Genomic DNA, 26,269 nt, shown 5'->3' with positions numbered 1-26,269 from the left:
GGCGGAAAACCGGGTCCTTTCCTGCTGTCTCTGTTTTATAATAAGAGAAAGTACTGGCTGGCAAGAGGAGAGGAAAGATATGGATGCAGATAGAGAGGAAGTACGGCAATTTTTACAGACTTACCCTAAAAAGACGCTGGACCTCGACGTATTGCAGGACGCTTTTGCTTCCTGGGATTACAGCCGTTTCCGGCCTGCTGTAGCGGCGCTCTTAGCCGATGGCAGCCTGATAGCGGTCCGTTCGGCCGGCGTCGATTTCAGCGGCTTGCCGCGGCGGCTGAAACGGGTACCGGCTAAGCTCTTTTCGTCGGTGACGACCATCCAGACTGAAGCCATTCAACTGGCCTTGTCGGAAAAACTCGATTTTTCTTTTTACTATGAACAGCCTTTGACAGCTTGGCAGGCTGATTTGCCGTATATCAGGAAACTGAGTGCCTGGCTTTCGCAGGGGCTCCCGCAGGGACCGGCCTCGCTCCAGCAGCGGTCGTGGGATATTTTCGCCGACGAGAAATACCTCCTGGAAGCGGGTGTAGGCTTATTGAAGCGATTGGGATTGACGACGGCTGATTTGAAAATCTGTGACCAGCCGGACCCGCTCATGATGGCGGTCCATCCAGCTTGTCTCCAGAAAGATGTCTATCATCACTTGGTCGTCGAAAATAAAGCCCCTTACGGCCGCCTCTTGCCTCATTTGCCAGACCTGCCGCTGGCGTCGCTCATCTTTGGCGGCGGCTGGAAAATCGCTGCCAATCTGGATTTTCTTCCTCGGCAGTGCGGCTGCCCCGATGGCCGTCATATCGTTTGGTATTTCGGCGACTTCGATTGGGAAGGCCTGCGCATCTGGCAGGCAGCAGCCGCTTCAAAGGCAGTCGAAGTCCGCCTGGCCGTCCCTTTTTATGAAGCCTTCCTGGCCTATGAGGCTCCTCAGGGAAAGGAGAATCAGCAGCGTGAAGAACCGGTGTGGCCGCCTTTTGCCGCCGCCGTCGGCAGGGAACGGGCCGGTATGTTTCGCTCCCTCTTGGACAGCGGCCGTTATTACCCTCAGGAAGCTTTGACAGAAAGTGACCTCATCAAGGCATTGAAGGAGACGTTATATGGAACTAGAACATTTTTCTGAACGAATGCAGCGTATTTTGCTCATGTCCCCTTTGTACCGCCTGGACCGGCGTCGTTTCAAAGACGTCCATGGCCAGGAACGGTCGGGGATGGAACTGGGCTTGATGACGCTGCTTTTTTTCTTTGAACAGATGCTCGATGGCAAGAAGGACGCAGGTATCCGCAATCTCGCGGCTTTTCTGGCAGACCAGACCGGAGGCAGCCTTTTTGACGATGCCCGGGAGTATGAACAGCTGGCCCGGGACATCGTCGCTGTCTTCCGCCCGCCGACAGGCAAACGCAATGAAGAAGCCTTCTTCGATTGGGACCAGGGAAAGGAAGTACGGGCCCGCTATTCTTATTTGAAGGCTGATCGGGCCGACATCCATTCGAACGAACAGTATTATGTCCTGGACGAACAGGGCTTGGAGCTCATTTTTGCGACGAAAGAATATTTCAACGAATATCAGTTGTCCATCAATCAGCTCATCCTGCGAAAACAGCTGGAAAAAGGCCAGTTCGTCCTGGCCCTGCGGCAGATCGAGGAAATGCGCCTCGACGTCGAGACCCTGCGCAGCCGTATGGCCCGTATCCGCCAGGAAATCCATCGCAACATCGTCTCTGAAGAGACACTGGCACGGTACCGGAAAATCGTCGATGACCTCAACCAGCGCCTGAAAAGCGAAGAAGACGCTTTCAAGGAACTGAAGGACTTTGTCGCCGAGACGAAGGAACGCATCCGCAATAATGCCGATAAAGACCCGGAACGGCGGGCGTACGACAATATCCTGGAAGTCGAACGGCGCCTGGAATACGTCCACAGCCTGCACCGAAGCCTCCTCAAGGCCGGCATAGACCTGGGGACATCGGCCTTGGAAGCCGCCGAAGAATCCTTGTATTTTACGGGTATCGACAGTTTCAACTACGAACAGGAAATAACGAGCCGCCTCTTTTCGTCGCCGTTACCAGTGACGGCGGCCCGGCGCCTGGTCGAGCCCTTCCTGGAACTGCAGCAGTGCCGCGTCTGGTCGCTCCTGGATATCTTCATGCCCCAGCGGCTGGAACGGCTGGAACGGGAGAGCCGACAGGAAGATTTCCCTGACGTCGATGATACGGAAGTGAGCGGCGAGAAGCTGGTCAACATCCAGCGCCATTACGCCGCCATCGTCCAGGCCCTGCTGGCCTTCCTCCAGGGCCGGACGGCGACGACGCTGGACGCTTTCTGTAGTTATCTGGAAGAGGCAGCTCCCGATTTATGCCGAAGCAAGCAGTTCTATATCTTCTGGATGCTCATCCACCGCCGCCACGTGCTCACCTTGAGCGAAGACTTGGCTGGGACGGAATCGGTCTATGCGGCCATCCCTGAAACTTGTCCGCAGCTGGAGAGCCTGGAAGCCGTCGAAAGGGAAGGAACCGTGGATATCCTGGATTATACGATTAGTAATATGGAAATAGAGGTGACAGTCCATGCTGGATAATAAAAAAATGATGGCCGCTTTCGATATCTATACCCGCCTGGCCGCCAGCGGCGAGGTCCATAAGCTCGACGTGCCTTTATATTGGGAAGACGAAGAAATCGCCGGCCAAGTGGAAATCTACGCCCGCCATGTCAAATGCGTCCTCGTGACCGATGCCGATACACTGTATCTTTTTCCGGCAGCCGTCGATTCGCCGTTCCACATCAGTAATGAACAGTTCAAGAAGACCTATATGACGGCTAAGTCCGTCAATATGGATATTTATCTCCTCTATATGGCCATCATCGTCCTCTTCGGCTGTTTCTACGACAGCTATCAATCCGATGAACCTAACGATTTCGTCACTATGCCGGTTTGGCTGGAGGCCATGGACAGCCGCATGGAATCCCTGCGCCACCACGATGAGAAGACCTTGCGCGAAGCCGAAGGGGACTGCAATTTCAACTGGCTGGCCCTGATGCAGAAGTGGAGCGATATGGACAGCCTCAAAGAGACGGCGAAGAAACAAGATGCCCGAACGAACAGCCGCCTGAGTTTCCTCAATATGACCAAGGCCTTCCTCGTCCGCCAGCACCTGGTCCGGGAAATCGGTGAAGGCGAAATGGAACTGACCACCAAGGCCCGTGCCATTTTCTCCTTGTATTTCATGGAGTCGGCTTATAATCACGGTATCCTCGATTTCATGTATGACTTAGAACAGCGGAAAGGAGATAATCCCCATGCCCTCCATCAGTAGAATCCGTTTCACCAATGTCATCTATGACAATGGCCACAAACGCTATATCGATACGACGTTCCGCTTCGACGGCTATAATGGCATCTTGCTCCTGGAAAACGGGGCCGGCAAGACCGTCTTCGTCCAGACCCTGATCCAGGCCGTCCTGCCGCGCAAGACCGTAGCCCAGCGCAAGATACAGGAAACGCTGCAGCTGAACAATGCCGTCGCCCACATTGCCGTCGAATGGATCCTCGAAGATCAACCTCGGCGCTATGCCCTGACAGCGGTCTCCCTTTTCATGAACAGCAAGGAACAGCTGGCCAGTCAGGAATTCGCCCTGGAATATACGCCATCGTCCCAGGTGCGCCTAGACACGCTGCCCTTTGTCCGCAGCGACAAGGGCAAGGCCCGGCCGGCGACGAAGGAAGAAATGGCGTCCTATTTCCGCGGTGTCGCCGAGCACACCATGGCAGCCCGGTTCTTTTCGGAAAATGATACCCTCCTGGCCTATGGTCAGTACTTGGAGGAACATTTCAAGATCATCCCGTCGGAATGGAATAAAATCGCTGCTATCAACGAGACCGAAGGTGGCGTCGAAGGGTATTTCGAGAACTGCCGCACGACGAACGAACTCGTAGACCGGCTCCTCATCCCGACGGTCGAAGAAGGCTGTCTGGCGGCGTCCGGCCCGGCTACGGCCAAGGGAAATGGCTTCGCCGAACTCTTTGAGAGCCAGCGGGAACACGTAAAGCAGCAGCTGCGTTTGGAAAAGCGCATTACTGAAATGAAAGGTGTCCTGGAACAACTGGAAGCCTATACTGCCGTCCAGAAGCACTGCTTCGATGCCGAAGAGGCTTTGCGGATATTGAACAGCCGCCTGCGGACCTATTATGGCCGTATCTGTCAGGATGAAAAAGCACGGCACGACGAGCAGGAAGACTTAAAGGAAGAACAGGCCGCCTTGTCTGCCCGCCAGGCCGAAAATGAACGTCTCCTGGCCGCCTGCGACGTCGTCGAAGCCCGGGAGGCCTGTGACGACGCCCGCTCGGCCAGCGACAGGGCTGAACAGGGCTACCGTGAAGCCGAAGGAGCCCGCAAGGCGAATATCCGGGAATCGCAGAATCTGACTTTGAGCCGTTATAAACGGGACCAGTCCCGCAATGATGCCCTCCTGGCCGAATGGCAGCAGGCCCTGGCCAGTCTTGAAGCCGATGCGGGGACGCAGCAGTTATTGGCCCAGCTGCAGCAGAACAGTGCCGCCCTGCACGGCTGGTTCGACCAGGCCGAAGCTAAGGAGAAGGCCGGCCTGGTCCAGACGGCAGCGGCCATGGAAGGGGTACGCCATCAGCAGGCAGACATCCAGCATGAAAAGGAAAAACAGGAAGCCGCCTATCATCGCATCCTGAATGACGTCAAAGGCGGCGAAGGGCAAATCCAGGAACTCCTGCGACAGCAGGAAAAACTGGAAAAGGAACTCTTTGCCGATTCTGTCCGTCAAGAAGCGGCTGATATCCAGCGGCGCTGGCAGCGGGAGCTGGCTCAGGTCCGCCAGGATGCGGCAGGCTATGAAAAGAACCAGGCCTTCTACGAAGAAGAAGGCAGCAAGGCAGCGGCTTTGGTACCGGAAGCGGAAAGAGAAGAAGCTGCCCGGCAGCAGGAACTGTGGCAGCTGGGCCTGGCCCTGAGCCAGACCGATATGCTGGCCAAGAATCTTCAGGACCGGCTGCAGCAGTGGCCTCACTGTGCCAATATCGCTGACGATACGGCCAGCCTCTATCGCCGTTCCGAGGCCCTTTGCCAGCAAGTCGGCGATGACCTGTTTACCTTAGAAGCGCGGCGCCGCGACTTGGACCTGGCCCGCCGCCGGGCCCATCGCTGGCTCGATATTTATGGCGGGCAGGACCAGTTCCTGGCCGACCCGGTCCTGGCAGATAAGATCGACGCCTGGAGCCGTGATTTCCTCTATCTCAAGAGCGGGGCCGAACTGTTCCGCACGTACAGTGAAACGGCAGAAGGCGGCGCCGAAGGCCTGTACAGCCGTTATCCTTTCTGGGCGGCATCGGTCGTGACGACGACGGATGAACTGCCGCAGCTCATGAACCGCCTGGAAAAGGCAGGGCGTGACTTTTTCCAGCCCGTCTTCGTCCTGACGGAAGTCGAAGTGCGCCGCCTCGTGTCCGGCCAGAGCCAGCCTTTGCCAACGCGGCAGGTCGTGCCGGCTTACTGGCGGAACATCCTGCCCGAAGCCTTTTCGTCGTGGCTGGAAGCCCTTCGGGCCGGTGCCAGCCGGGCCGATGCAGCCATGGCCGAAAATGACCGGGACCTGACGGCCTTGCGGCCGCTCCTGGCGGATTTGCAGGCTTTTTATGAACACTATCCTTTTAGCCAGTACCGCGATCAGGTGGCGAAACAGCGCAGCCTCCGCGATGAGAGCGAACGCTGCCAGCGGCATCTGGACGAAGCCCGCCGGACAGCCGAACAATGCCGGCAAAGCGTCGAACTCTACCGCAGCCGCCTGTTCACGGCGCGCCAACAGGAAAGCAAACTGGTCACAGCCCTCGGCCGGCTGGCGGACTATTTGGAATTACAGCGCCAGCATCGGGCCATCCTGGAAAAGAATAGGCAGCTCATGAAGCAGGCGGGTGACTTGCAGCATGCCCTGGAGGGACTGGCTGCGGAAGGGAAGCGCCTTCAGGCACAATATGAAGAGAAATTGCGTCAGTACAGCCGTATCGAAACCCGTTGCAGCCAGCTCCGACAGAAGCTGTACTGGGCTGAAGTACAGGATACAGAAGCCGTCGAAGATGGCCGGGACTATGATGTCCTGGCCGAAGAACGGCGCCGCCTCAAGAGCCGCCTAGACGGAGCCAATGAGAACCGGGGCCGCCTGGAAGCCCAGATCGAAGGGGCTCGTAAAACCGATGCCCAGCTGGCGGCTGACATGAAACGACTGCGCCAGTCGGCTGAGCTGCCCCTGGATGAGGACGTTTCCTATCCGGAAGACGGAGCCGAACGGGAAGCCGCCCTTCTCAAGGAACGGCCAGGCCTGACCCGGACCTGCCAGCAGGCAGACAAGGCATATCGGACAGCCCGGTCGCAGTACGACCAGGCTGCAGGCCGCCTGAAGACGGAAGAGGACCGGTATCATTCCCGCTATGAAGAACTGCCGGCTCTGGATGGGGCCGTCGCAGCCGTCCGCGCTCAGGCCCGGGATTTGGAAAAGTCCCTGAAAGAAGCCATGGCCGCAGCTATCCGCAAACAGCAGGCCGCCCAGGGCGAAGCGAGGAAGCTGGCTGCCCTGCATCAACGATTGGATGTGAAGAACGAACGTCTCCTCTTTGCGGCCGATGATGTGCCTGAAGGTCTCGTCGAAGGGCTGGAAACGATTAAAATGGCAGACGGCCTGGCCCAGGCTGTCATGCCCATCCTGGAACAGGCTGAAACGGTCCGGGAAGATGTCGACAGACGGCGCAGTGCCTGCGACGAACAACGGGAAAAATTCCGGACATACTGCGAAAAGAACGTGGCCGATGTCAAGCTGCGCAGCAGCATCGTCGACGGCCTCCGCTATAAGCGGGACTATACGGCCTACCTGGAATGGCAGGACAAGAGCCGGGAACGGCTGGAACGGGTCATTTCCGTTTCTGAAGAAGAACGGCAGAGCCATTGTGCTCATCTGGAACACATGCTAAACCACATGATCCTCCATTTGCAGGATGTCTGCACCGGCTTAGGGGAGCTGGCGGCCAAAACGCGCATCAAAATCGGAGAGACGACGAAGGATATTTTCCAGATACAAGTGCCGCCCTGGCAGGATGCGGCAGCCCGTACGTCAATCCGCGATTATCTCAATGCCTTGACGGCCGAGCTGGACCGGGCCGACGAGGGGGAAGAGCCGGAAGTAAAATCCCGGGCCATCCTGGAAAAAAAGCTGCGGACCCAGCCAATGCTGCGCTGTATTTTCGGCAATCAGACCATCAAAGTCCGTTGCCGCAAGGCGACGAGTGGCAATACTTTCTCAGAACGGCCTTTTTCCTGGGAAGAATCGAATAAATGGTCTGGCGGTGAAATGTGGAGCAAGAACATGGCCCTTTTCCTGGGTTGCCTGAATTATTTGTCGGAAAAGCGCTGCCACCTGCGCCGGGCTAAATACAATACGCGTGTCGTCATCGCCGACAATCCTTTTGGCAAGGCGTCGAGCGACCACGTCCTCAGTCCGGTCTTCTTCATCGCCAAGCAGCTGGGCTTCCAGATTCTCGCCTTGACGGCCCATCAGGAGGGCAGTTTCATCCGCAAGTATTTCCCTGTCGTCTACAGCTGCCGCTTCGCCGAAATGGCCAACAAGAAGGGGAAAGTCCTGGTACCGGATAAGGAAATCAAGACGGCCTTTTTTGAAGAACACCATCCCGAAAGCTTGGCCCGCCTCGACGAATACGAACAATTGGGCCTTTTCTGAGGAGGCCAGGGCGGCGAAGGGGAAAGATGTACAAAAACGATAAAATGTGATACTATTTGTAGGGGCTGGAACATGGTGGTTTGTGCCATCGTGTGAGGCCCCTTTTTCTCAATCAAGATTAAACTTACAAGGAGGTCTTTCCTTTGCGTATTGTTGTCGTAGGGGCTGGCAAGCTGGGGTACAGTATTGCCGAGCTCTTATCGAATGAACAATTCGACGTCGTCGTCGTCGATCATAATGAAGAACGGCTGGAAGTCGTCAAGAATAATCTCGATGTATTGACCGTCCTGGCCAACGGGGCCAGCCCGATTACCATGAACGATCCCGATATCCGCGGTGCCGATATCCTCGTCGCCTGTACGGCTGTCGATGAAGTCAATATGGTCGCCTGTATCATGGCCAAGAAACACGGCATCAAGTACACGGCGGCCCGCATCCGGGACATGCAGTTCCTGTCGGAAGCCAAGGATTATCTGAAGCAGAATTTCGACATCGACCTCATGCTCAATCCGGAAATGATCACGGCCCGTGAAATCAACCGCATCCTCATGACGCCGGCCGCCCTCAACGTCGAAGACTTCGCCAACGGCAAGGTCCGGCTCTTTGAAACCAAGGTCCGCCGCCATTCGCCGCTCATCAACATCCCCTTTAAGGATATGAACATGCCGCCGTCCATCCTGGCCGGCATGATTTTCCGCGATCACCGCATGATCATCCCTCATGGTGATGACTGCCTGTTCCCGCACGACAATGCGTATTTCATCGGCGACCCCAAGGCCATCGAGAAATTCAGTGAGAACTTCGTCCCCAGCGACACGAAGATGGTCGAACGGGTCATCATCATCGGCGCCGGCCGGTCCGGCCGTTTTTTGGCCCCCATGCTCGACAAGGAAGGCATCAAGGTCAAGATTTTCGATAAAGACCGCGAACGCTGCCGCCAGGTGGCAGAACTCCTGGACAACGGCCTGGCCATTTGCGGCGACGGCACGGACATCGACCTCCTGGAACAGGAAGGCATTGCCGATGCCGACGTCGTCATCTGCCTGACCGATGACGACCGCCTGAACCTCATGTTGGCCCTCATCGCCAAGCACTTGGGCGCCAAGAAGACCATCGTCCGCGTGTCGCGCATCGAATACGGCGACCTCATGGAAAAGGTCGGCGTCGATATCGTCTTGTCGACACGCCTCTTGTCGGCCAGCGAAGTCCTGGCCTTTGCCCGCCGCGGCGGTGTCGTCTCCGTGTCCCTCCTGGAAGGGGCCAAGGCTGAAGCCGTGGAAGTCATCGTCCAGGACGGGGCTCCCGTAGCCGGAAAGCGCCTCATGGATGTCCGCCTGCCCAAGGAATGTCTGGTCTGCGCCTATGTCCGTGACGGCGAAGCCTATATCCCGAACGGCCAGTCCGTCCTCATGGCCGGCGACCGGATCATCCTCTTCATCCAGACGGAATATTCCAAGAAGGTCATGAAGTACTTCAAAGGCAGGGAATAGACCATGAACCGCAGTATCGTCTTTTATCTCGTCAGCCGCCTGGCCCTGATCAACGGTCTGGCGCTGCTCATCCCTCTGCTGTCCGCCTTGTGGTGGGGTGAAGCGGGCCTGGTCTATTTTGCCCCGGCCCTGGCCGCCGCCTTGCTTGCAGCGGCGTTCTGCCGTTACCGCGGCCGCCATCACAAACGCCACCTGGGACCGGGGGAGGGGGCCTGGTACATGGTATCGGCCTGGTTCCTCCTGGGCCTTTTGGGTATGATTCCCTACGTCATGGCCGGCACTTTCGCATCGCCTGTCGACGCCTTCTTTGAAAGCGTCTCGGCTTTTACGACGACTGGGACGTCGTGCCTGGCTGACGGCGGGGCCGGCCTGCCGCAGTCGCTCTTGTTGTGGCACAGCCTCATGGAATGGCTCGGCGGCCTCAACTTCATCCTCCTCCTGGTATCGGTCATGCCCCAGGTCAGCGGCTGTTTCGGCCTGACCTTGTCCGTCCATCAGAGCGTATCCTTCAGCCCCATGGTGGCCCGCATGCAGGAAGCGGCCCGCCAGGCCGGTCTCATCTACCTGGCCATTACGGCCTTTTCCATGGTCCTCTACGTCCTGGCCGGCCTGCCTTTGGGCATGGCCGTCAATCAGGGACTCATGACCATGTCCACCAGCGGCGGCGATTCGCTCTTCGATTTTTCTCAATATGACAGCCTGGCCCTGGAAGCGGCCGGAGCTGTATCCATGCTCCTGGCCAGCGGCAATTTCCTCCTCTACTGGAAGAGCTGGGAACGGCGCGACTTCAAGAGCCTTGTCTGCGATGCCGAATGGCGGACCTTTTTGACCGTCGTCGTCGTCACGGGCTGCCTCGTATCCTTCCATTTGTGGCGTTTCGGCGTCTACGACGGCTGGGATAACCTGCGCTACGGCTTTTTCCAGGTCCTGTCCTTCATCAGCACCAGCGGTTTTTCGTCAGCCGCCTACAGCACCTGGCCGGAATTCGACAAGTACGTCCTCTTTGCCCTGGCCTTTGTCGGCGGCTGTATCGGCTCGGCTACAGGCGGTCTCAAGGTCATGCGCTTCATGGTCCTTTTCAAGATGGCTGCCCAGGAAATGCGCCGGACCCTACATCCGCACATGGTCATTTCTTTGAAAATCGACGGCGTCCCTGTCGATATGAAGATCATCAGCCGTGTCCTCAGTTATTTCTTCCTCTTCATGGCGACGTTCTTCGTCTCCATGCTGATCATTTCCCTGTCCGGCGTCACGCCCATGCAGGCCATGGGGATGGCCGTAGGCTGCCTGTCCAGTGTCGGGTCGACGATGGACCTCTTCGGCGTAGCCGACGTTTCCGTCCTGCCGGCATGGACTAAGCTGTATTGCAGTTTCCTCATGATTTTAGGACGCGTCGAAATCTTTTCCTTCCTCGTCGTCATCCAGACCGCATTCGGTTATCTGCGGCGGCGCTGGTAGGAGGTACACCATGAATATACGAATTGTTTTATTTGTCTTGGGGAAATTGGCTCAGGCCTGCGGGCTGGCCTTGATGATTCCCTTTGTCGTCGCCCTTTTCTATGGGGAAGCCAGTATCGCCGCGTTCCTCGTGGCCATTGTCATCAGCCTCCTCATAGGGCGCCTGCTCATGTGGCAGGGCCATCGGCCGACGGACAGCCTGACTGTCCGCGAAGGCGTGGCCATTACGGCTCTGGGCTGGATCATGGTCACTTTCCTGGGCATGGTTCCCTATGCTGCCGGCGGCTATTTGTCCGTCCTGGACGGTGTCTTTGAATGTATTTCCGGCCTGTCCTGCACGGGGGCGACGGTCATCGACGACATCGAAGCCATGCCGGCCAGCCTGGTCCTCTGGCGGGCCCTGACCCACTGGTTCGGCGGCCTGGGTATCATCGTCATCTTCATCGCTGTCTTTCCTCAGTTCGGCAAGGGCATCGTCCACATGTTCAATGCCGAAAGCACAGGCCCCCGGTCGGACCGGGCCCTGCCGCGCATCAAGGAGATGGCCAAGGCCCTGTTCACGGTGTACGTCGTCTTTACCGTTGCCTCGACGGTCGTCTTCATGCTCTGCGGCATGTCCTTCCTCATCGCAGCCGACCACGCCTTTGCCACTATCGCTACGGGCGGTTTCTCGCCGTACAATAACAGCGTCGCCCATTTCGACAGCCCTGTCGTCGAATGCTGCCTGTCCTTTTTCATGCTCATCAGCAGCGCCAACTTCGGCATGTACGTCGCGGCCTGGAAGAAGGGCTGCAAAGTCATCCTCGGCGATACGGAGTTCCGCGTCTACTTGGCCATCGTCGCCATCTCGACGGCGGCCATGGCCCTCAACCTGGTCCTGGCCCAGCAGTGGGACGGCATCGAAGCCCTGCGCCAGGCCTTTTTCCAGTCCGTGTCCATTTCGTCGTCGACGGGCTTCGTCTCCAACGACTTTGAACAGTGGCCGGTCTTTTCCAAATTCATCCTCCTGGTCCTGATGTTCATCGGCGGCTGTGCCGGTTCGACGACAGGCGGACTGAAAGTGACGCGCGTCATGCTGCTGGTCAAGACCATTGCCGCCATCATCCGCCAGAAGATACATCCCAACATGGTCCTGCACATCCGTTCTAATGGCGAAGAATTCTCGATGGACCTCATTTACGGCGTAGCCAAATTCTTCTTCATCTACACCATGCTCGGCGTCCTCTGGACGTTCATCATGGTCTTTGACGGCGTGGCCATCTTCGATGCCATCGGCCTCAGTGTCTCGACCATGGGCAGCTGCGGGCCAGGATTCGGCCAGTTCGGTGCGACGGCTACTTGTTCGGCCCTGCCGCCGCTCAGCAAAGTCGCCCTCTGCCTGTCCATGCTCATGGGCCGCCTGGAAGCCCTGCCGGTCCTGGCTATCCTCATGCCGTCCTTCTGGCGCCACCGCAACAGCTGGTAATTGGGGGAAATCCCTTGCATGACGCCATCCCTTTGCCGTATAATAAAGACAATCTTAACGTTACTCTATCTTTTATCAAAGGGGGATTACCTATGAGTTTTTGGGAACAAATGGCTAAGACCATCGATGCCAGTGAAGAAAAACAGAAGAAGGAAGATCTCTACCAGAAGACCTTCCACGAATTAGCCGAAAAATTGAGCGAAATCCGCAACAAAGAAACGGCGGACAAGACGGAAGATTAAAGGATTCTTAAGTTTTTCGCCGTTTTCCGATTTTTCATTAAAAGACGATTAAATTTTGTCAGGACGTCTCCTTTCCATGCTATGCTAGCTATGGAAAGGAGATTTTTTTATGGACGTAAACAAGTTACTGCAAGACGCCCTGGCCGCCGGGGCCAGCGACATCCACATCGAGCCCCTGGACGACGCCGTCCGCATCCGCTGGCGCCGGGACGGTGTCCTCTGTCAGGCCGGGACGCTCCACAAGGGCGGCCTGGAGAAACTGGTGAGCCGCATCAAAGTCCTGGCCGGCCTGGACATCGCCAACCGCCGCCTGCCCCAGGACGGGCGCATCGTCTGGAAGGACGGGGAACGACGCCTGGACCTGCGGGTCAGTACGCTGCCGACAGTGCGCGGCGAAAAAGTCGTCATCCGCATCCTCGACGGCCAGCGCATCCCCCTGGCTCTCTCGGCCCTGGGCATGGACGACCAGGCCCGGCGCTGTCTGGAAAAGCTCATCCGCTGCCGCCAGGGGCTCATCCTCATCTGCGGGCCCACGGGCAGCGGCAAGACGACGACTCTCTATGCGGCCATCCACGAGATCCAGGACGATTCGGTCAGCATTGCGACCCTGGAAGACCCGGTGGAAATCCTCATGGAGGGCATTTCCCAGAGCCAGGTCCAGGCCAAAGGGGGCATGATGTTCCAGGACGGCCTGCGGGCCCTGCTGCGCCAGGACCCGGATATCCTCGTCGTCGGCGAAATCCGCGATGGCGAGACGGCGCGCATCGCCGTGCGGGCCGCCCTGACAGGGCACGTCATCTTCAGTACCCTCCATGCGCCGAGCGCCGTCGAGGCCGTGATCCGCCTGACCGATATGGGCGTCGCGCCCTACCTGGCAGCCGATGCCCTGGCCGGCGTCGTGTCCCAGCGCCTGGTCCGCTGCCGCAGGAGCGATGGGTCTTATCAGGGCCGTTTCTGCCTGTGCGAAGTCGTGCCGGCTGGCCGCCGTCTCCGCGACGCCATCCGCCGCTGTGCCGGCGTCCGGGACCTGACGGATGCGGCCCGGTCCGATGGTGCCGTCCTCCTGCCCGACGTCATCGCCCGGACCCTGGCGGCCGGCCGGACGGATGAAAGGGAGATACGCCGCGTCTGTGAAGGAGGGAGCTCATGGTGAAGGTAAGGGAACTGATGGAAACGGCCATGGGTCAGCAGGCCGCAGACCTTCATCTGCAGACGGGCCGGCCGCCGATGATGCGCCTGGCCCAGGGCCTCTGTCCGCTTCCAGGGCCGCCCTTGAGCGAAGGGGACCTGCGCCAGGTCCTGCAGGCCGTCGGCTGGAGCGGCGGGGACCAGGGCGACGGCGCCTTTTCCTGGCACGACGCCCTGCGCTGCCGCCTCCACGTCTGCCGGGAGTACGCCGGCCTCCATGTGACGATACGCTTCCTCTATCCTTTAGCGTCGCTGCCGCCAGATGGAGACGGACCGCTGCTGCAGCGCCTCAGCCGCCTGACCAGTGGCCTGGTCCTGGTCTGCGGGCCCACGGGCAGCGGCAAGACGACGGCCCTGTGGCGCATCCTCCAGGCCATTAACGAACGGCGGCCCTGCCATATCGTCACACTGGAAGACCCGATTGAATACGTCGAAGCCGGGAAGGCCGCCTTGATTACGCAGCGCGAGCTGGGGACGCACTTCGCGACCTTTGCCGAAGGCATCCGCCAGGCCCTGCGCCAGGATCCGGACGTCATCCTTATCGGCGAGATGCGCGACCGGGCCGCCATGGATGCGGCTTTGACGGCCGCCGAGACGGGGCACTTCGTCTTGTCGACGCTGCACACGCCGTCGGCAGCACAGGCTGTGAGCCGCCTGGCCGGTGCCTATAGCGGCGAGGCCCAGCAGGAAGTCCGCTGCCGCCTGGCCATGGTACTGCAGGCCATCCTGGCCCAGCGCCGCCTGGAACGGCAGGGACGGATCGACATCGTCCGGGAAGTCCTCGTCCGTACGCCGGCTGTGGTCCAGCTCATCCGCAGCGGTAAGGAATATCAGCTGCCGACGGTCATGCAGACCGGTGCGGCCCTGGGGATGCGGACCATGGAACAGGCCCTGCGCCGCTGCGGTGAGGGAGGGACGTCATGATCCGCCCGCCGCGCCGGCTGTCTGCAGCTATGCTGGCTTTGTTCTTCCGCCAGCTGGCCGTCCTCGTCGGCAGCGGCATCCCCCTGGTCCAGGCCTGGCAGCTGCTCCTGAGCGATATGCCCGGCGCCTGCCGCCCGTCCCTGCATCTGGCGGCCCTGCAGATGGAGCAGGGCGTCTGCCCGTCTCAGGCCATGCGGCAAAGCCAGGCTTTCCCCGATTTGGCCTGCCGCATCATCCGGGCCGGCGAGCAGACGGGGAACCTCGAAGGGCTCTGTCAGGTCCTGGCCGATTTCTATGAAAGGAAGGGCAGGGAGCGGCGCCTCCTGGTCCAGGCCGTGGCTTATCCGGTCTTCCTCCTGGTCTGTCTGGCAGCCCTGACGGCAGGCGCGTGCCTGTTCATCATTCCCGTCTTTACGGACATGATGGTCCAAATGGCCGTGCCCCTGCCCAAAGGGACGCAGTACGTTCTGGCCCTTTTCGACGGCCTGCGGCAGTACGGCCTCTATGGCCTGGCCGGGCTGTGCTGCGCCCTGATTGCCCTGCGCTGGGCCTGGAAGCGGGACGAGTGGCGGCTGAGGCTGGAACGGCAGATCGTCCGTTTTCCCGGAATGGCGTCGTGGTTCCTCATCTGGGCCTGGCAGCGCTTCAGCCAGATCCTGGCCGTCCAGCTGGCCGGCGGCATCCCCTTGCTGGACTGCCTGTCCGAAGCGGCTGCCGTCGTGCCATCATGCCTCTTCCGCCAGTACGTATGGCAGGCCCGGCTGCTGCTGGAACGGGGCTGTGCCTTCAGCCAGGCCGTCCACGCCGGCCGCTTCGGGACGCCCTATGTCGAGACCATGCTGGCCGTCGGGGAAATGACCGGGACCTATGACGAAGCCCTGGCGTCGATTGCCGTCTACTACGGCAGCCGTCTCCAGCTGCTGGCCGGCCGGATACGGCGCTGGCTCGGGCCTGTCGTCCTCTTGTTGACCGGCGCCTTGATGGGCGTCTTGATTCTTTGTTTCCTCTTACCGTTACTGGACATGGCATCCAGTATCGTGACCTGATGAAAGGAGTTTTTTCGTATGCAGACTCGCAATGGTTTTTCCCTGTTAGAAATGTTGATTTGTGTGTCCCTCATCCTGATTTTCGCCTCCTTTGCCGTACCCCGTTTCTCATCGGCCACCAAGACGGCCCAGGAAGCCAAAGTACAGGCCGATATCCGGACAATCAGCAATGCCGCCGCCCTCTATGAAATCGACCACGGCGTCTTCCCGGCCAGTGTCGACGATTTAGTGACCCAAGGCAGCGACGGCAAACAGTATCTGCAATTCAAACCGCTCACGCCGGACAAGGGGGAATACCAGATAGCTGATGGCGTCGTTTCCGCCGATTATAACAACAAGCATTTCTCGTCCGATGCGGCATCGCCCCAGGAAGGGGAGGCCTGATAGGATGGGAGGGTCTGTTGTATCTCTCTGGTACGCTGCGGCAGCCGGCTGTACGGCCTGGATTTGCTATACCGATATCCGGCGCTGCTGGATTGCCGACGCGCCCGTCCTGGCCCTGGCTGTGGGCAACGGCGCCGCCAGTTATGCCGGTCTGGTCCGGCCCTTTTGGCCCGTTTCCCTGGGCGTCGCCGCCCTCTTCCTGCTCCTCTATGGTCTCTGGCCCGGTTCCATCGGCAGCGGCGACATCAAGCTGGCCCTGGCCCTGGCGCCGGGCTGCCCGGGCTGGGGGGCCTGGACCATGGCAGTCACTTCTTTTGGCCTGGCCGCGCTCGTGGCCTTGTTCTACCGTTTCCGCACAGGGAAGACGATCATTCCCTTCGGCCCGTTCCTCCTGGCCGGCTGGTGGCTGGCCCAGGAACCGCTCCAGCGCGCCTGGCCCGGAGGCTGGCTATGGTGAGGCGGAACGGCTTTATCAGCCTGACCGGCCTGATGCTGGCCCTGGGCCTGCTGCTCTTGTATCTGGGCCTGGGACTCACTGCCGGTCAGCGCAGCCGCAGCCACCAGGCCGTCGATGGCCTGGCGCGGGAAATGGCCCTGGATATGCAGCAGGTCCGCCAGCGCTGTGTCGGCAACAACCAGAGCAACGGCCGCTGGAAACTGGTCCTGGAAGAAAAGCGCTACGTCCTCCAGGAAGGCTACATCCGGGTCAAAGAACGGCCCTATCCGCCGGGCCTGCAGGTAACGAAAGGAGATGTACACTTTGCTGTCGATGGTCGTCCGCAGCATACGATGGCTGTGGTCATTACTTCGCCCGATGGGGCCTATACGCGTTCTATCGTCGTGGCGGCGCAGACCGGGCGCATCCGTATCGCCTGAGGCCAATGGCTTCTTTTTCCTGACCGACGGCCTGGCGGGCCTGCTCCTCGGAGCCTGCTTGTTCACGGCGGCCCTGGGCCTTTCCCTCCAGGCCGTCAGACTGCATGACCAGGCCAGACAGCGGCAGCTGGCAGCCATGGTCTGCCGGCAGGTCATGGAAGGCTGGAAGAGCGGCTGTCCGCCATCAGACCGCGTCGTCATCCAGGGCCGGACCTATGAGGTGACGCATGCGCAGACGGCTCTCGGCGAGGGCTATGTCCTTTGGCAGGTAGAGGCAGGTGATGACCATGGCCCCCATGTTTCCTGCCGGCTCCTGGTGCCGGCAGGGACCGAAGAAAAACGGCTGGATCCTCTTGGACGTACTCCTGGCCTTGAGCCTGTCGGCCCTGACCCTGACGGCTTTGCTGCCCCTGGCGGGACAGACGGCCCGCCTGGATTGGCGCTGCCAGATTGAAGAAGGCCTGCTGCGGCAGCACGTCAGCGTAGAAGAAACGCTGTTCCAGGCCCTGCGCTATGGCTGGGACGTTGAAGTCCGTCCTCAGGAGGTCCGCTTCCGCACGGCCAAGGGCACCGTGAAGGGCTTTGCCGTCCGCCATCAAGGCCTGTATGTCCGCCTCAGCGATGGCAACTATCAGCCCCTGACAGGCGGCGGCAGCACCGTCCAGGGCCGGGCCCTGGTCATCCAGCCCCTGGACGGTCGGCCCTTTTTCTCCCGGATCGGCCAGGCCGTACAAGTCGCCTTTCTCCTAAAAGAACGGCGGAGCGGCCTGTCCCGGCCCGTGCAGTTTGCCGTGTGTCCTCTGAATGAAGGTGAATCATGAAACGATGTAATGGCTTCTTTTCTTTTTCTATCGTGACCGTCGCCGTACTGACCCTGAGTCTGGCCCTGACGGCGGCGACCCTGGCGTGGCAGCACTTCCAGATGGCCCGGACCTATGAAGAGACCGTGCGGCTGACCTATTTGGCCGAAAGCGCCCTCTGTGAGGGCTGGAACCAGCTGCGGCAGGACCCGGACGCTTTTCTGGCGGGCCAGGCCATGGCCGTGCCCCGGGCAGAAGGGCTGGCTGGCCCTGGGGACATCCTGACCGTCCGCTGCCAGTATCAGCCGGCCGGTCAGACGCCGGGCGGCTATCTGCAGGCCCGGGCCGCTGCGCCGGGAACGGGCGTCCAGCAGACGTGCGGCCTGCACTTTGCCGTGACGGCCGATGAACAGGGCCGGACCGTGCTGCATTTCGTACAGTATGTCAATTAGTAGAGAGGTGAGCTTATGTGGTGGCAACAAAATGCCTGTTTATGGCTGAATGGACAGTCTGTCCATCTTTTGAAGACGAAACGGACCTGGTATGGACGCGTGGCCTTCCGCCAGGGTCATCGCGACTATGAAACCAAGCGGGACCCGGACTGGATGGGCCAGGAAGGGGGCGTCCAGTCCTGTCTGCCAGAACTCCTGCAGCGCTATGGCCTGGCTGGCTGGCGCCTGCGCGTCCTCATCGGCGGGCCGAGCGTCCTTTGGAAGCGCCTGTCCCTGGGGACGACAGACCGGCAGGAAGCCGATGCCCTCATCGCCGGTGCCGGCCTGGTCAGTGAAGAAGGGCGGCCTTATGACTTCGAGGCGGCTTGTCCGTCGAAAGGCGGTGACGGGAGCGGTGACTGGACGGTCGGCGCCTATCCGGCCGAATGTGTCGCCGCTATCTGCCGGGCTGCCGGGGCTGCCGGAGCCGTCGTCCAGTCCATCGACTTGCTGCCTGCTTTTTTGGGGCGCCTTTGGCCAACCGGTACGGGGACCCTGGCCTTTCAGGAAGCCCCCGATGGCCAGCAGCACCGCGTCCGCCTGCGCGACGGCCTGCCCCTGGCCTATGACGTACAGGCGGCTGTGCCGACGGCTGATGGGCCGGTCTTCCGCTGGCTCCCGGATGGGGCAGACGAGACGGAATGGCAGCCTGCCGGGCCGAGCGAAGCCGTGCACCGCCTGATGGATGCTTACCACGTGTCCCAGCCTACGGCCATGCTGGCTTTCTTGTAAGGAGGGAGAATCATGAAATGCAACCTCGTACCGGCCAGCTACCGCCAGGACCATCGCCGCTGGCAGCGGCCGGCCTGTCTGGCCCTGGGGCTGATGCTGGCTGTCTGTGCCGGGGCAGGCCTCTTTTTTCAGTATCAGATCCAACGGGAAAAGGCCTATTATACAGACTATCTCTATCCCGTGCAGCAGCAGATACAGCAGCGCAATGATGCCATCCGGCGCAGCCAGGCCCTGGCCGACCGCGCCAAGAAAGGGCCGTCCGACGGCCCGCTGCTGACGCCGTACCTGATGGTGGCCCTGGCTTCGTCCAAACCCGACGGGCTCGTCGTGGAAACCGTGAGCAGTCAGGCCGGCCGGGTCGTCATCCAAGGCCGGGCGTCCGCTGCGGACCGGCCTCAGCAGTGGCAGCGGACCTTGCAGCAGCAGGGCATGGGCCAGGCCGCCGTGGCCAAGATGCAGCCCGACCGGGGCGAGGGGATCCCTTTTTCCCTGGAGGTGAGCCGTCATGAAGGCCTGGCGAAGAAGGGCTGACTGGCAGCGGGCCTTTCCCGTCCTCGCCGTGCTGGCTGCCATAGCCGCCTGCTTTGCCATCTCATCGTATCACACCTGGCAGGGCTGGCAGGGCGTCCACCGTCAGCTGGCCCCGTATGCCCATCGGGCCCGGCCCCAGGAGAAGCGGGAGGCAGCAAAGCCTGATGCCGGCCCTGATGTGGCGGCCTCCCTGGCGGCCCGGAACGTCCAGCTCTTGTCGTGGCAGCAGTCCGTCCGCGAAGGGAGTCGGCAGACGCTGGTCCTGACCGGGACCTTTGCCGACCTCCTGGCCTGGCTCAACGACTGGCCCGCTGCCTGTCCCCTGGGGACCTGCCAGATCCTCCGCTGGGAACGGGGTGAAGGGGGCAGCGTCGTCACTGTCGAGGTCTCACCGGACGGAAAGGCCGGGGCAGCCCTTCATTGACAGTCTGGCGCTGGGCATGATATAGTTATGTTTGTAAGTTTGAAATAGGTCAGGTGTCATAGACTCAATAGAGAAGCCGGTCCAATGCCGGCGCGGTCCCGCCGCTGTAGGGTGGAGCCAGGCTGCAACGATGTCACTGTACGAAGTATGGGAAGGCGCAGCCATGGCCAGGAAGCCAAGCCAGAAGAACTGCCTGACGGATAATCACCGATAGACCTGCGAGCGATGGGAAGGAGATTGTAAAAAAGATACGTAAGGGAGCTGTCGCTACAAGACGGCTCCTTTTGATTTTGTACCTTCATTCGACACGTCAGCAGGCCGGACAGGAGGGTATTTTGGAAGCGATTTTACAGGGTTTTCAGTTATTTCAGGCAGGCGGGCCGGTCATGTACCTGCTCCTGGCCTGTTCTCTCTTCGTCGGCTACATTGGCATCGAACGGGCGATTTTCTATGGAGACATGGACGCCGGGAAAGCCTTTGCCGAACAATTCTACACGCAGATGAAGCTGCGGCGCTACGACCAGGCCCAGCGCTTGGCCATGGACGGCCGCGGCGGCCTGCCCCTCATTTTGCAGGATGTCTTTCAGCATCAGGCAGGTCCTGACGTCAAGGCCTTCGTCGAAATGCAGTCGGGCATCTTCGTGGCCAAACTGCGCCGCCGTCTCTACTATCTGAGCGTCATCGTCACCATGGCGCCGCTCCTGGGCCTCTTGGGGACGATCAGCGGCATGATCCGCTCTTTCAGCATCCTCAATGTCCAGTCCGGCCAGGCCGTGGCCATTACCGGCGGCGTCGGCGAAGCGCTCATCGCCACGGCTTTCGGCCTCTGCGTCGCCATCCTGGCCCTGGCCGTCCATTCTTATTTCACCCAGCGCCTGGACCGCATCATTACGGATATGGAAATGTGTTTTTCCGCATTGGAAACGATGCCTGTGAAAGCGGGGCAGTGACCATGCGCCTCCGTAATATTCGCGATTTTGAACAGCCGTCGATTATGATCATCCCCATGATCGACATCATGTTCTTTTTGCTGGTCTTCTTCATGATGACCTCCTTGTCCATGGTCGATTTGCACAGCCTCGGCGTCCAGCTGCCGCGGGCTTCGGCCGCCCAGGCCCAGCCGTCGGCCCAGTACGTCGTGACCTTGAAGGCCGATGGGTCCCTGTGGCTCAACGGACAGCCCGTCAAGGCCGATGAGCTCCTGGCTTCGGCTCGGGACCAGCAGCGTCAGGACAGCGCTTTCAGCGTCGTCCTCTGCGCCGACCGGGGCCTCGATTACGGTCAGGTCGCCGACGTCCTCGATGCCTTCAAGCGGGCCGGTATCGCCCACATCGGCCTGGCCGCCGACAAGGGAGGCCAGCCATGAAGCCCTGGGAAAAACGACGGGGCCGCGTCGCTGCCGGCGTTTCCGTATCGCTCCACGTCGCCGTCTATCTGGCCCTGACAGCTGGCGGTTTTTTCACGCTGATCCATCATTACACCCGCCAGGACGGCGTAACCGGCGTCATGGTCTATAACGCCGACGACCTGGCCGGTGCCGGCGGTCACGACGCGGCTGGCACCGATACGGATGAGGGCCGTGTTTCTCAGCCGGATGGCCGTGATAGGGGACCGGAAGGACCGGAATCCCCGGAATCTTCGGACAGGGCTGTGGCAGCCTCCGATGTTGCGTCGCCTGATCCGGATGAAGCCGGTGCCGACGGGATGACTTATGCAGCCAAGACGGAAAGCGGCAAAGGGGAGCCCTCTGTAAAGGGTGCGGCAAAGGGCTCCCAGCCGTCGGCCCAGGCTGGGACAGAACGTCTCAGCGGCCATACGGGTTCAGCAGCCGGCGGCCGCGGCTGGGCTGCCGGGCCGGGAAAGGATGAGGCCGCCGCGCCGGCCGGGAATCTGCACGTACCCGATGTCGTCGCCGACGTCCTCGATGCCATTCGGGAAAAACTACCTGTAAAGTTATCGGAAGCAAAGATGCAACCACCTACACCAACCATCCCACCCAATCAGTCCAACACGACAGTCATTACGGCCAAGGATATGGAAAGCCATCACGATACGACGGTCCAGCAGGCCTTGCAGCGCGTCACCGGCGTGACCGTCAATGAAATGGTGCCTGGCATCTCTTCTTATGTCAAGCTCAATGGTGACGACCGGGTCCTGATCCTCGTCGACGGTCAGAGTCTGGCCAATGCCCAGGGCTCCGGCTATGGCCGGGGCAGCGTCGATTTGACCAGCCTGCCCGGTGTCGGGGCTATCGACCACATCGAAGTCACTAAGGGCAGCGGCTCCGTGCGCTACGGCAGCGGCGCTGTCGGCGGCGTCATCAATATCGTTACCAAGAAGGGGGACCGCCGCGAATCTTCCCTCTATGCCTACACCGGTTCCTGGGGGATGCACGGCTATACCCTGACCCACAGCGGCCGGGCTGGCGCGACGAGCTGGCTCGTCAGCGGCGACCTGGAGCAGCGGGCATACTATGCCTTTCCTCACGGAGCCAATACGGACCATTCCCGCGGCGATATTGCCAGGAAGTCCTTATCCTTGCGGCTGGACCAGGACCTGACGGACCATACGTCCCTGACCGTGAAGGCCTATCATCAAGATTATCACGGCCACGGTTCGACGTATAAAGCCGACCCGGCGGGCTGGTACCTGACGGCCAATAAGCCTATCGACCGCCTGATCAACGACTACAGTGTGACCTATCATTTCAAGAAAGAAACGGCTCAGCCAGGCTTTTTGCGCTATTTCAACGATTACCAGCGGACGTACTGGTCCAATCATTATTTCACCCGCACCCAGGGCCTGGAGTGGCGGGATAACTGGCAGCTCGGCCCGCACCAGCATCTGACGGCCGGTGCCGAATGGACGGAAGATATGGGGACCAATTATGAAGCCCATTATATCGACAAAAAACGTCATAATCAGGCTTTCTATGCCGAAGATGCCCTGACGTTCGGCAAATTCACGGTCACGCCGGGTCTGCGCTGGGACCGGAATAGCACTTTTGGGACGCACCAGACGCCGCGCCTGGCCATGAATTACAAGGCCAATGACGCCTTCAACGTCTACGCCTCGTGGAGCCGCGTCTTTTCGCCGCCCCGCCTGAACGACCAGTTCTATGTGACGACGTCCCGCGGGATTACGTCGCAGGGCAACGAAAATCTCCAGCCCGAAGAAGGCTATACCCAGACTTTGGGCTTCCAGTATCAGGCTGGTCCCAAGACGAACATCGAAGGCAGCATCTTCCACAGCAACTTGCAGCACGTCATCCGCTGGGACCGATCAAATCCGACATACCACGAAGTAGAGAACCTCGATGAAGAAGACAAGCGAGGCTTCGAGCTGACGTGGAAGCAGAAAGTCAACGATAAATGGGACTATGAAGCAGGTTATTCCTACATCCGCACGAAAGTGGACAAAGGGGAAGGCCTGGCCTTCGATACGACCTATAATCAGCCCAACGGCTATCATGCCGGTGTCCATTATCACAACGGCAAATGGCAGGCCAATGCCGATATGACCGCCGGGACCGGGCGCAACGATACGTATTACCGCAATAATTCCTACGTCGTCTGGAATGTCGGCGCGTCGTATTCGCCTGATGCGGCGACGACCGTGTATGCCAAAGTCAACAATCTCAACGACGAGGCTTATGATTTGTACCATAATTATCCGTCTGCCGGGCGCAACTGGCAGGTCGGCGTAAAGAGAAAGTTTTAGGAGGTGCCTTTACGGTGAAAAAAATTTGTCTGCTCATCGTCGCTTTTTGTCTGGTCCTGCTTACGGGCTGTGCGCCTCAGAACGACGCTAGCCAAAGCAGCGGCTCGTCCGGGGCCTATGCCGTCGTGACCGATGACCGGGGAACGGTCGTCACTCTGGCCCAGAAACCGCAGCGCGTCGTCGTCTTGTCGACATCGCTCCTCAACTTCGCCGCTGCCGTCGACGGCGACCTGGCCGGCCGGGCGACGGTCAAAGCCGAAGATGCATCGCTGCCGGAAAAATATCAGCATGTGCCGGACGTCGGACCTGTCTACAACGTGAGCCTGGAAAAGGTCCTGGCCTGCCAGCCCGATTTAGTCATTGCCAGCGCTGACCACCACGAAAAATTGGCGGCCCAGTTGGAAGAGAGCCACATCCCGGTCCTGGTCCTCAAGACCAAGACCTATGACGACGTTAAGCGCAACCTTGAGGTCATCGGCAAGGTCTATGGCAAAGAAGAGGCAGCCAAGGCCAAGGAAGACGAACTGGACCAGGCCGTCCATGCTGTTACCGATGCCGTACCGGCCCAGGGGAAACGGGTCGCCATCCTCCACGTGACACCCAGTTCCGTATCGGCCGAATTGCCGTCGAGTATTGCCGGCGACATGGCGGATCTCCTGCACTTGAAGAATATCGCTGCCGATGCCGCTGGCGACGGCCAGACGACGCGCATCCCCTACAGTATGGAAAGCCTGGTCCAGGCCGACCCGGATGTCATTTTCCTGACCTCCATGGGGTCGTCCGATAAGATTGAAAAACGCATCCGCGAAGATATCCAGGGCAATCCGGCCTGGGCCGCCCTGACGGCCGTCAAGGCGGGCCAGGTCTATGTCCTGCCGGAAAAATACTTCCTCCTCAATCCGGGCCTGGACTACCCCAAGGCCGTAGCCTATATGGCCCGGCTCGTCTATCCGGAGTCGGCTCATGAATAGGGAAGGCTGCTATCGGACCCGCTGGCGCTGGCTCATGCTGGCTGTCTTTGTCCTCCTGGCCCTGGGAGGCTGCCTGCTGTCGGTCATGCAGGGCGTTGCCGCCATTACGCCGGCCGATGTCCTGCAGATCCTCTGGCAGCCGTCGGCCCGGACGGCGGATCAGATCATCTGGAATATCCGCCTGCCCCGGACGCTGACAGGAGCCCTGGTCGGGGCTAACCTGGCCTTGTCCGGTGCCATCCTCCAGGCCGTCATGCGCAATCCCCTGGCCGACCCGCATATCATCGGCATTTCAGCCGGCGCCGGCCTGGCCGGTATCGTCGTCCTCATCGTCTGGCCGGCTTATCTCTTCTGGATGACGCCTGTAGCCTTCATCGGCGCCATGGCCGCAGCCGCCGTCATTTACCTCCTGGCCTGGAAAGACGGCATCGTGCCTGTCCGCATCATCCTGGCCGGCGTCGCCGTGTCGGCCTTTCTGGGGGCCATCATTTCGGGCATCCTCATCTTTCACAGCGACCGCGTCCACGGAGCCCTGCTGTGGATGGTCGGCGGCCTGGCGGCCAGCAGCTGGAAAGACGTGACGGCCATCGCACCGTATACGGTCATCGGCCTGGCTTTATCAGCTGTCGGCGCCTATTATCTCAACCTGCTCCAGCTCGGCGATGATATGGCCCGCAGCCTGGGCCTGTCTGTCGAAGGCGCCCGCCTGGGCCTGACGGCCGTCGCCGCCCTGCTGGCTGCCAGCGCTGTCAGCGTTGCCGGTCTGCTGGGCTTCGTCGGCCTCATCGTGCCACATATCGTGCGCCTCCTGGTCGGGTCCGATTACCGCTACATCATCCCTGGTTCGGCCATCTTCGGCGTGGCGACTGTGACCTTGAGCGATACGGCGGCCCGGCTCATCCTGGCACCGGCCGAATTGCCCGTAGGCATCATCATGGCCTTTATAGGGGCGCCCTTTTTCTTATTTCTCCTGCGGAAGGAAGTGTGAGCCATGGCTGATGCCATTACCGTCCAGCACCTCGTCGTCCGGCGCGGTCGGCGGACCATCCTCCATAATTTCAGCGTAGCCCTGCCCAAAGGGAAGGTGACAGCCATCATCGGCCCCAACGGCTGCGGCAAGAGCACCTTCCTCAAGGCCGTGAACTGCATGATTCCCGCAGCCAGCGGCTCTATCCGCCTGGGTCAGCGCGAGGTCCATGATTTTTCCCGTAAGGCCTTGTCGCGGGAAATGGCCTTCCTGACCCAGATCCATGACGTGCCGCCTGATGTGACCGTCCGCGACTTAGTCGGCATGGGGCGCTTTCCTTACCGCCGTCTCTGGAGCGGCCGGAGCCGGGAAGACCGGGACGCCGTCGACCGGGCCATCCAGGCCGTCGGCCTCGAAGCCTATGCTGGCGAGGTCATGCAGCACCTCTCTGGCGGCGAACAGCAGCGGGCCTGGCTGGCCGTCTTGCTGGCCCAGGATGCGCCCATACTCTTGCTGGACGAACCGACGACGTATCTCGATGTGCACCACCAGCTGCGCATCCTCGACCTCCTGCGCCGCATCAATGAGGGCTGGCAGAAGACCATCGTCGTCGTCCTGCACGACATGAATCAGGCCTGGCAATATGCCGACGAAGTCGTCATCATGAAAGACGGAGCCCTGGTCTGTACGGGACCACCCCAGGCCGTCCTCACACCGGAACGGCTTTGGGACGTCTTTTCCGTCCGGACCGACATCGTCACCACCAGTGACGGCCGTTCGGCCATCGTTGTGTTGCAATGACACGTCAGATTA

26 protein-coding genes and 1 riboswitch are annotated in these 26,269 nt (G+C 60.3%); all 26 genes read left to right on the top strand.

The window, feature by feature from the left end; genetic code table 11:
• The first annotated feature begins 79 nt into the window (after positions 1–79).
• The 26 genes from ACFWUB_RS01530 (at position 80) to ACFWUB_RS01405 (ending at position 26,257) form a co-directional block, all read left to right on the top strand.
• Positions 80–1,117, top strand: a complete 1,038-nt coding sequence (locus ACFWUB_RS01530) for a DUF2399 domain-containing protein (RefSeq protein WP_052048728.1) — start codon at positions 80–82, stop codon at positions 1,115–1,117.
• Positions 1,095–2,573, top strand: coding sequence for a hypothetical protein (locus ACFWUB_RS01525; protein WP_036204621.1), 1,479 nt, complete (start codon positions 1,095–1,097; stop codon positions 2,571–2,573). Before ACFWUB_RS01530 ends, ACFWUB_RS01525 begins: the two co-directional genes overlap by 23 nt.
• Positions 2,563–3,309, top strand: coding sequence for a DUF6063 family protein (locus ACFWUB_RS01520; RefSeq protein WP_036204620.1), 747 nt, complete (start codon positions 2,563–2,565; stop codon positions 3,307–3,309). Before ACFWUB_RS01525 ends, ACFWUB_RS01520 begins: the two co-directional genes overlap by 11 nt.
• Positions 3,293–7,747: a hypothetical protein gene (locus ACFWUB_RS01515; RefSeq protein ID WP_052048726.1), complete on the top strand. Its 4,455-nt coding sequence runs from the start codon at positions 3,293–3,295 to the stop codon at positions 7,745–7,747. Before ACFWUB_RS01520 ends, ACFWUB_RS01515 begins: the two co-directional genes overlap by 17 nt.
• Before the next feature lie 143 nt (positions 7,748–7,890).
• Positions 7,891–9,237, top strand: a complete 1,347-nt coding sequence (gene trkA, locus ACFWUB_RS01510; protein WP_020309876.1) for a Trk system potassium transporter TrkA — start codon at positions 7,891–7,893, stop codon at positions 9,235–9,237.
• Between the two features lie 3 nt (positions 9,238–9,240).
• Complete coding sequence (locus tag ACFWUB_RS01505; protein ID WP_416184084.1) at positions 9,241–10,695, top strand: TrkH family potassium uptake protein; 1,455 nt, start codon at positions 9,241–9,243, stop codon at positions 10,693–10,695.
• A gap of 10 nt (positions 10,696–10,705) precedes the next feature.
• A complete protein-coding gene (locus ACFWUB_RS01500; protein WP_416184083.1) occupies positions 10,706–12,160 on the top strand; it encodes a TrkH family potassium uptake protein in 1,455 nt (484 codons plus the stop codon).
• 92 nt (positions 12,161–12,252) lie between these two features.
• Complete coding sequence (locus tag ACFWUB_RS01495) at positions 12,253–12,402, top strand: hypothetical protein (protein ID WP_020309873.1); 150 nt, start codon at positions 12,253–12,255, stop codon at positions 12,400–12,402.
• Positions 12,403–12,511: 109 nt separating this feature from the next.
• Positions 12,512–13,555, top strand: a complete 1,044-nt coding sequence (locus tag ACFWUB_RS01490) for a GspE/PulE family protein (RefSeq protein ID WP_298677045.1) — start codon at positions 12,512–12,514, stop codon at positions 13,553–13,555.
• The gene (locus ACFWUB_RS01485) at positions 13,549–14,514 is read left to right on the top strand and encodes a type IV pilus twitching motility protein PilT (protein WP_370841891.1); all 966 of its coding nucleotides are present in this window, start codon (positions 13,549–13,551) and stop codon (positions 14,512–14,514) included. Before ACFWUB_RS01490 ends, ACFWUB_RS01485 begins: the two co-directional genes overlap by 7 nt.
• The gene (locus ACFWUB_RS01480; RefSeq protein ID WP_416184082.1) at positions 14,511–15,560 is read left to right on the top strand and encodes a type II secretion system F family protein; all 1,050 of its coding nucleotides are present in this window, start codon (positions 14,511–14,513) and stop codon (positions 15,558–15,560) included. Before ACFWUB_RS01485 ends, ACFWUB_RS01480 begins: the two co-directional genes overlap by 4 nt.
• Positions 15,561–15,578: 18 nt before the next feature.
• Positions 15,579–15,944 (top strand): competence type IV pilus major pilin ComGC, encoded by a 366-nt coding sequence (locus ACFWUB_RS01475; RefSeq protein ID WP_020309869.1) that lies wholly within the window; start codon positions 15,579–15,581, stop codon positions 15,942–15,944.
• Between the two features lie 4 nt (positions 15,945–15,948).
• Positions 15,949–16,401 (top strand): prepilin peptidase, encoded by a 453-nt coding sequence (locus ACFWUB_RS01470; protein WP_020309868.1) that lies wholly within the window; start codon positions 15,949–15,951, stop codon positions 16,399–16,401.
• Complete coding sequence (locus tag ACFWUB_RS01465) at positions 16,395–16,820, top strand: hypothetical protein (protein ID WP_239639551.1); 426 nt, start codon at positions 16,395–16,397, stop codon at positions 16,818–16,820. The genes ACFWUB_RS01470 and ACFWUB_RS01465 overlap by 7 nt, the downstream gene beginning before the upstream one ends.
• Positions 16,759–17,274, top strand: a complete 516-nt coding sequence (locus tag ACFWUB_RS01460) for a hypothetical protein (RefSeq protein ID WP_302491161.1) — start codon at positions 16,759–16,761, stop codon at positions 17,272–17,274. Before ACFWUB_RS01465 ends, ACFWUB_RS01460 begins: the two co-directional genes overlap by 62 nt.
• The gene (locus tag ACFWUB_RS01455) at positions 17,174–17,641 is read left to right on the top strand and encodes a hypothetical protein (RefSeq protein WP_416184081.1); all 468 of its coding nucleotides are present in this window, start codon (positions 17,174–17,176) and stop codon (positions 17,639–17,641) included. The genes ACFWUB_RS01460 and ACFWUB_RS01455 overlap by 101 nt, the downstream gene beginning before the upstream one ends.
• A complete protein-coding gene (locus ACFWUB_RS01450) occupies positions 17,638–18,072 on the top strand; it encodes a hypothetical protein (RefSeq protein ID WP_292260261.1) in 435 nt (144 codons plus the stop codon). The genes ACFWUB_RS01455 and ACFWUB_RS01450 overlap by 4 nt, the downstream gene beginning before the upstream one ends.
• Before the next feature lie 15 nt (positions 18,073–18,087).
• Positions 18,088–18,843 (top strand): hypothetical protein, encoded by a 756-nt coding sequence (locus ACFWUB_RS01445; protein ID WP_416184080.1) that lies wholly within the window; start codon positions 18,088–18,090, stop codon positions 18,841–18,843.
• A 12-nt stretch (positions 18,844–18,855) separates the two neighbouring features.
• Positions 18,856–19,374 carry a PilN domain-containing protein gene (locus ACFWUB_RS01440; RefSeq protein ID WP_020309863.1) on the top strand — a complete coding sequence of 173 codons (519 nt, stop codon included), beginning with the start codon at positions 18,856–18,858 and terminating at the stop codon, positions 19,372–19,374.
• A complete protein-coding gene (locus ACFWUB_RS01435; RefSeq protein WP_020309862.1) occupies positions 19,349–19,798 on the top strand; it encodes a hypothetical protein in 450 nt (149 codons plus the stop codon). The genes ACFWUB_RS01440 and ACFWUB_RS01435 overlap by 26 nt, the downstream gene beginning before the upstream one ends.
• A 34-nt stretch (positions 19,799–19,832) precedes the next feature.
• Positions 19,833–20,010: riboswitch (cobalamin riboswitch) on the top strand.
• Positions 20,011–20,133: 123 nt separating this feature from the next.
• A complete protein-coding gene (locus ACFWUB_RS01430) occupies positions 20,134–20,748 on the top strand; it encodes a MotA/TolQ/ExbB proton channel family protein (RefSeq protein ID WP_292301936.1) in 615 nt (204 codons plus the stop codon).
• Between the two features lie 2 nt (positions 20,749–20,750).
• Entirely contained in the window at positions 20,751–21,164 is a 414-nt protein-coding gene (locus ACFWUB_RS01425; protein WP_020309860.1) for an ExbD/TolR family protein, read from the top strand.
• Positions 21,161–23,518, top strand: a complete 2,358-nt coding sequence (locus ACFWUB_RS01420) for a TonB-dependent receptor plug domain-containing protein (protein WP_416184079.1) — start codon at positions 21,161–21,163, stop codon at positions 23,516–23,518. Before ACFWUB_RS01425 ends, ACFWUB_RS01420 begins: the two co-directional genes overlap by 4 nt.
• 14 nt (positions 23,519–23,532) lie before the next feature.
• Positions 23,533–24,489: an ABC transporter substrate-binding protein gene (locus tag ACFWUB_RS01415; protein ID WP_292105688.1), complete on the top strand. Its 957-nt coding sequence runs from the start codon at positions 23,533–23,535 to the stop codon at positions 24,487–24,489.
• Positions 24,482–25,477, top strand: a complete 996-nt coding sequence (locus tag ACFWUB_RS01410) for a FecCD family ABC transporter permease (RefSeq protein WP_416184078.1) — start codon at positions 24,482–24,484, stop codon at positions 25,475–25,477. Before ACFWUB_RS01415 ends, ACFWUB_RS01410 begins: the two co-directional genes overlap by 8 nt.
• 3 nt (positions 25,478–25,480) lie before the next feature.
• Positions 25,481–26,257 carry an ABC transporter ATP-binding protein gene (locus ACFWUB_RS01405; protein ID WP_416184077.1) on the top strand — a complete coding sequence of 259 codons (777 nt, stop codon included), beginning with the start codon at positions 25,481–25,483 and terminating at the stop codon, positions 26,255–26,257.
• Positions 26,258–26,269 lie beyond the last annotated feature (12 nt).

The sequence above is a fragment of the Megasphaera sp. genome, from assembly GCF_047831605.1.
Lineage (GTDB): Bacteria > Bacillota > Negativicutes > Veillonellales > Megasphaeraceae > Megasphaera > Megasphaera intestinihominis.
The sequence above is the reverse complement of the archived record's forward strand: the minus strand, read 5'-3'. Positions and strand labels throughout refer to the sequence as shown.

Coding starts and splice junctions, on each gene's coding strand:
- ACFWUB_RS01530 (WP_052048728.1), top strand. CDS start 80: ATGGATGCAGATAGAGAGGAAGTACGGCAATTTTTACAGACTTACCCT.
- ACFWUB_RS01440 (WP_020309863.1), top strand. CDS start 18,856: ATGAAATGCAACCTCGTACCGGCCAGCTACCGCCAGGACCATCGCCGC.
- ACFWUB_RS01425 (WP_020309860.1), top strand. CDS start 20,751: ATGCGCCTCCGTAATATTCGCGATTTTGAACAGCCGTCGATTATGATC.
- ACFWUB_RS01450 (WP_292260261.1), top strand. CDS start 17,638: ATGAAACGATGTAATGGCTTCTTTTCTTTTTCTATCGTGACCGTCGCC.
- ACFWUB_RS01525 (WP_036204621.1), top strand. CDS start 1,095: ATGGAACTAGAACATTTTTCTGAACGAATGCAGCGTATTTTGCTCATG.
- ACFWUB_RS01410 (WP_416184078.1), top strand. CDS start 24,482: ATGAATAGGGAAGGCTGCTATCGGACCCGCTGGCGCTGGCTCATGCTG.
- ACFWUB_RS01495 (WP_020309873.1), top strand. CDS start 12,253: ATGAGTTTTTGGGAACAAATGGCTAAGACCATCGATGCCAGTGAAGAA.
- ACFWUB_RS01490 (WP_298677045.1), top strand. CDS start 12,512: ATGGACGTAAACAAGTTACTGCAAGACGCCCTGGCCGCCGGGGCCAGC.
- ACFWUB_RS01405 (WP_416184077.1), top strand. CDS start 25,481: ATGGCTGATGCCATTACCGTCCAGCACCTCGTCGTCCGGCGCGGTCGG.
- ACFWUB_RS01445 (WP_416184080.1), top strand. CDS start 18,088: ATGTGGTGGCAACAAAATGCCTGTTTATGGCTGAATGGACAGTCTGTC.
- ACFWUB_RS01505 (WP_416184084.1), top strand. CDS start 9,241: ATGAACCGCAGTATCGTCTTTTATCTCGTCAGCCGCCTGGCCCTGATC.
- ACFWUB_RS01515 (WP_052048726.1), top strand. CDS start 3,293: ATGCCCTCCATCAGTAGAATCCGTTTCACCAATGTCATCTATGACAAT.
- ACFWUB_RS01470 (WP_020309868.1), top strand. CDS start 15,949: ATGGGAGGGTCTGTTGTATCTCTCTGGTACGCTGCGGCAGCCGGCTGT.
- ACFWUB_RS01435 (WP_020309862.1), top strand. CDS start 19,349: ATGAAGGCCTGGCGAAGAAGGGCTGACTGGCAGCGGGCCTTTCCCGTC.
- ACFWUB_RS01485 (WP_370841891.1), top strand. CDS start 13,549: ATGGTGAAGGTAAGGGAACTGATGGAAACGGCCATGGGTCAGCAGGCC.
- ACFWUB_RS01480 (WP_416184082.1), top strand. CDS start 14,511: ATGATCCGCCCGCCGCGCCGGCTGTCTGCAGCTATGCTGGCTTTGTTC.
- ACFWUB_RS01500 (WP_416184083.1), top strand. CDS start 10,706: ATGAATATACGAATTGTTTTATTTGTCTTGGGGAAATTGGCTCAGGCC.
- ACFWUB_RS01465 (WP_239639551.1), top strand. CDS start 16,395: ATGGTGAGGCGGAACGGCTTTATCAGCCTGACCGGCCTGATGCTGGCC.
- ACFWUB_RS01520 (WP_036204620.1), top strand. CDS start 2,563: ATGCTGGATAATAAAAAAATGATGGCCGCTTTCGATATCTATACCCGC.
- ACFWUB_RS01475 (WP_020309869.1), top strand. CDS start 15,579: ATGCAGACTCGCAATGGTTTTTCCCTGTTAGAAATGTTGATTTGTGTG.
- ACFWUB_RS01460 (WP_302491161.1), top strand. CDS start 16,759: ATGGGGCCTATACGCGTTCTATCGTCGTGGCGGCGCAGACCGGGCGCA.
- ACFWUB_RS01420 (WP_416184079.1), top strand. CDS start 21,161: ATGAAGCCCTGGGAAAAACGACGGGGCCGCGTCGCTGCCGGCGTTTCC.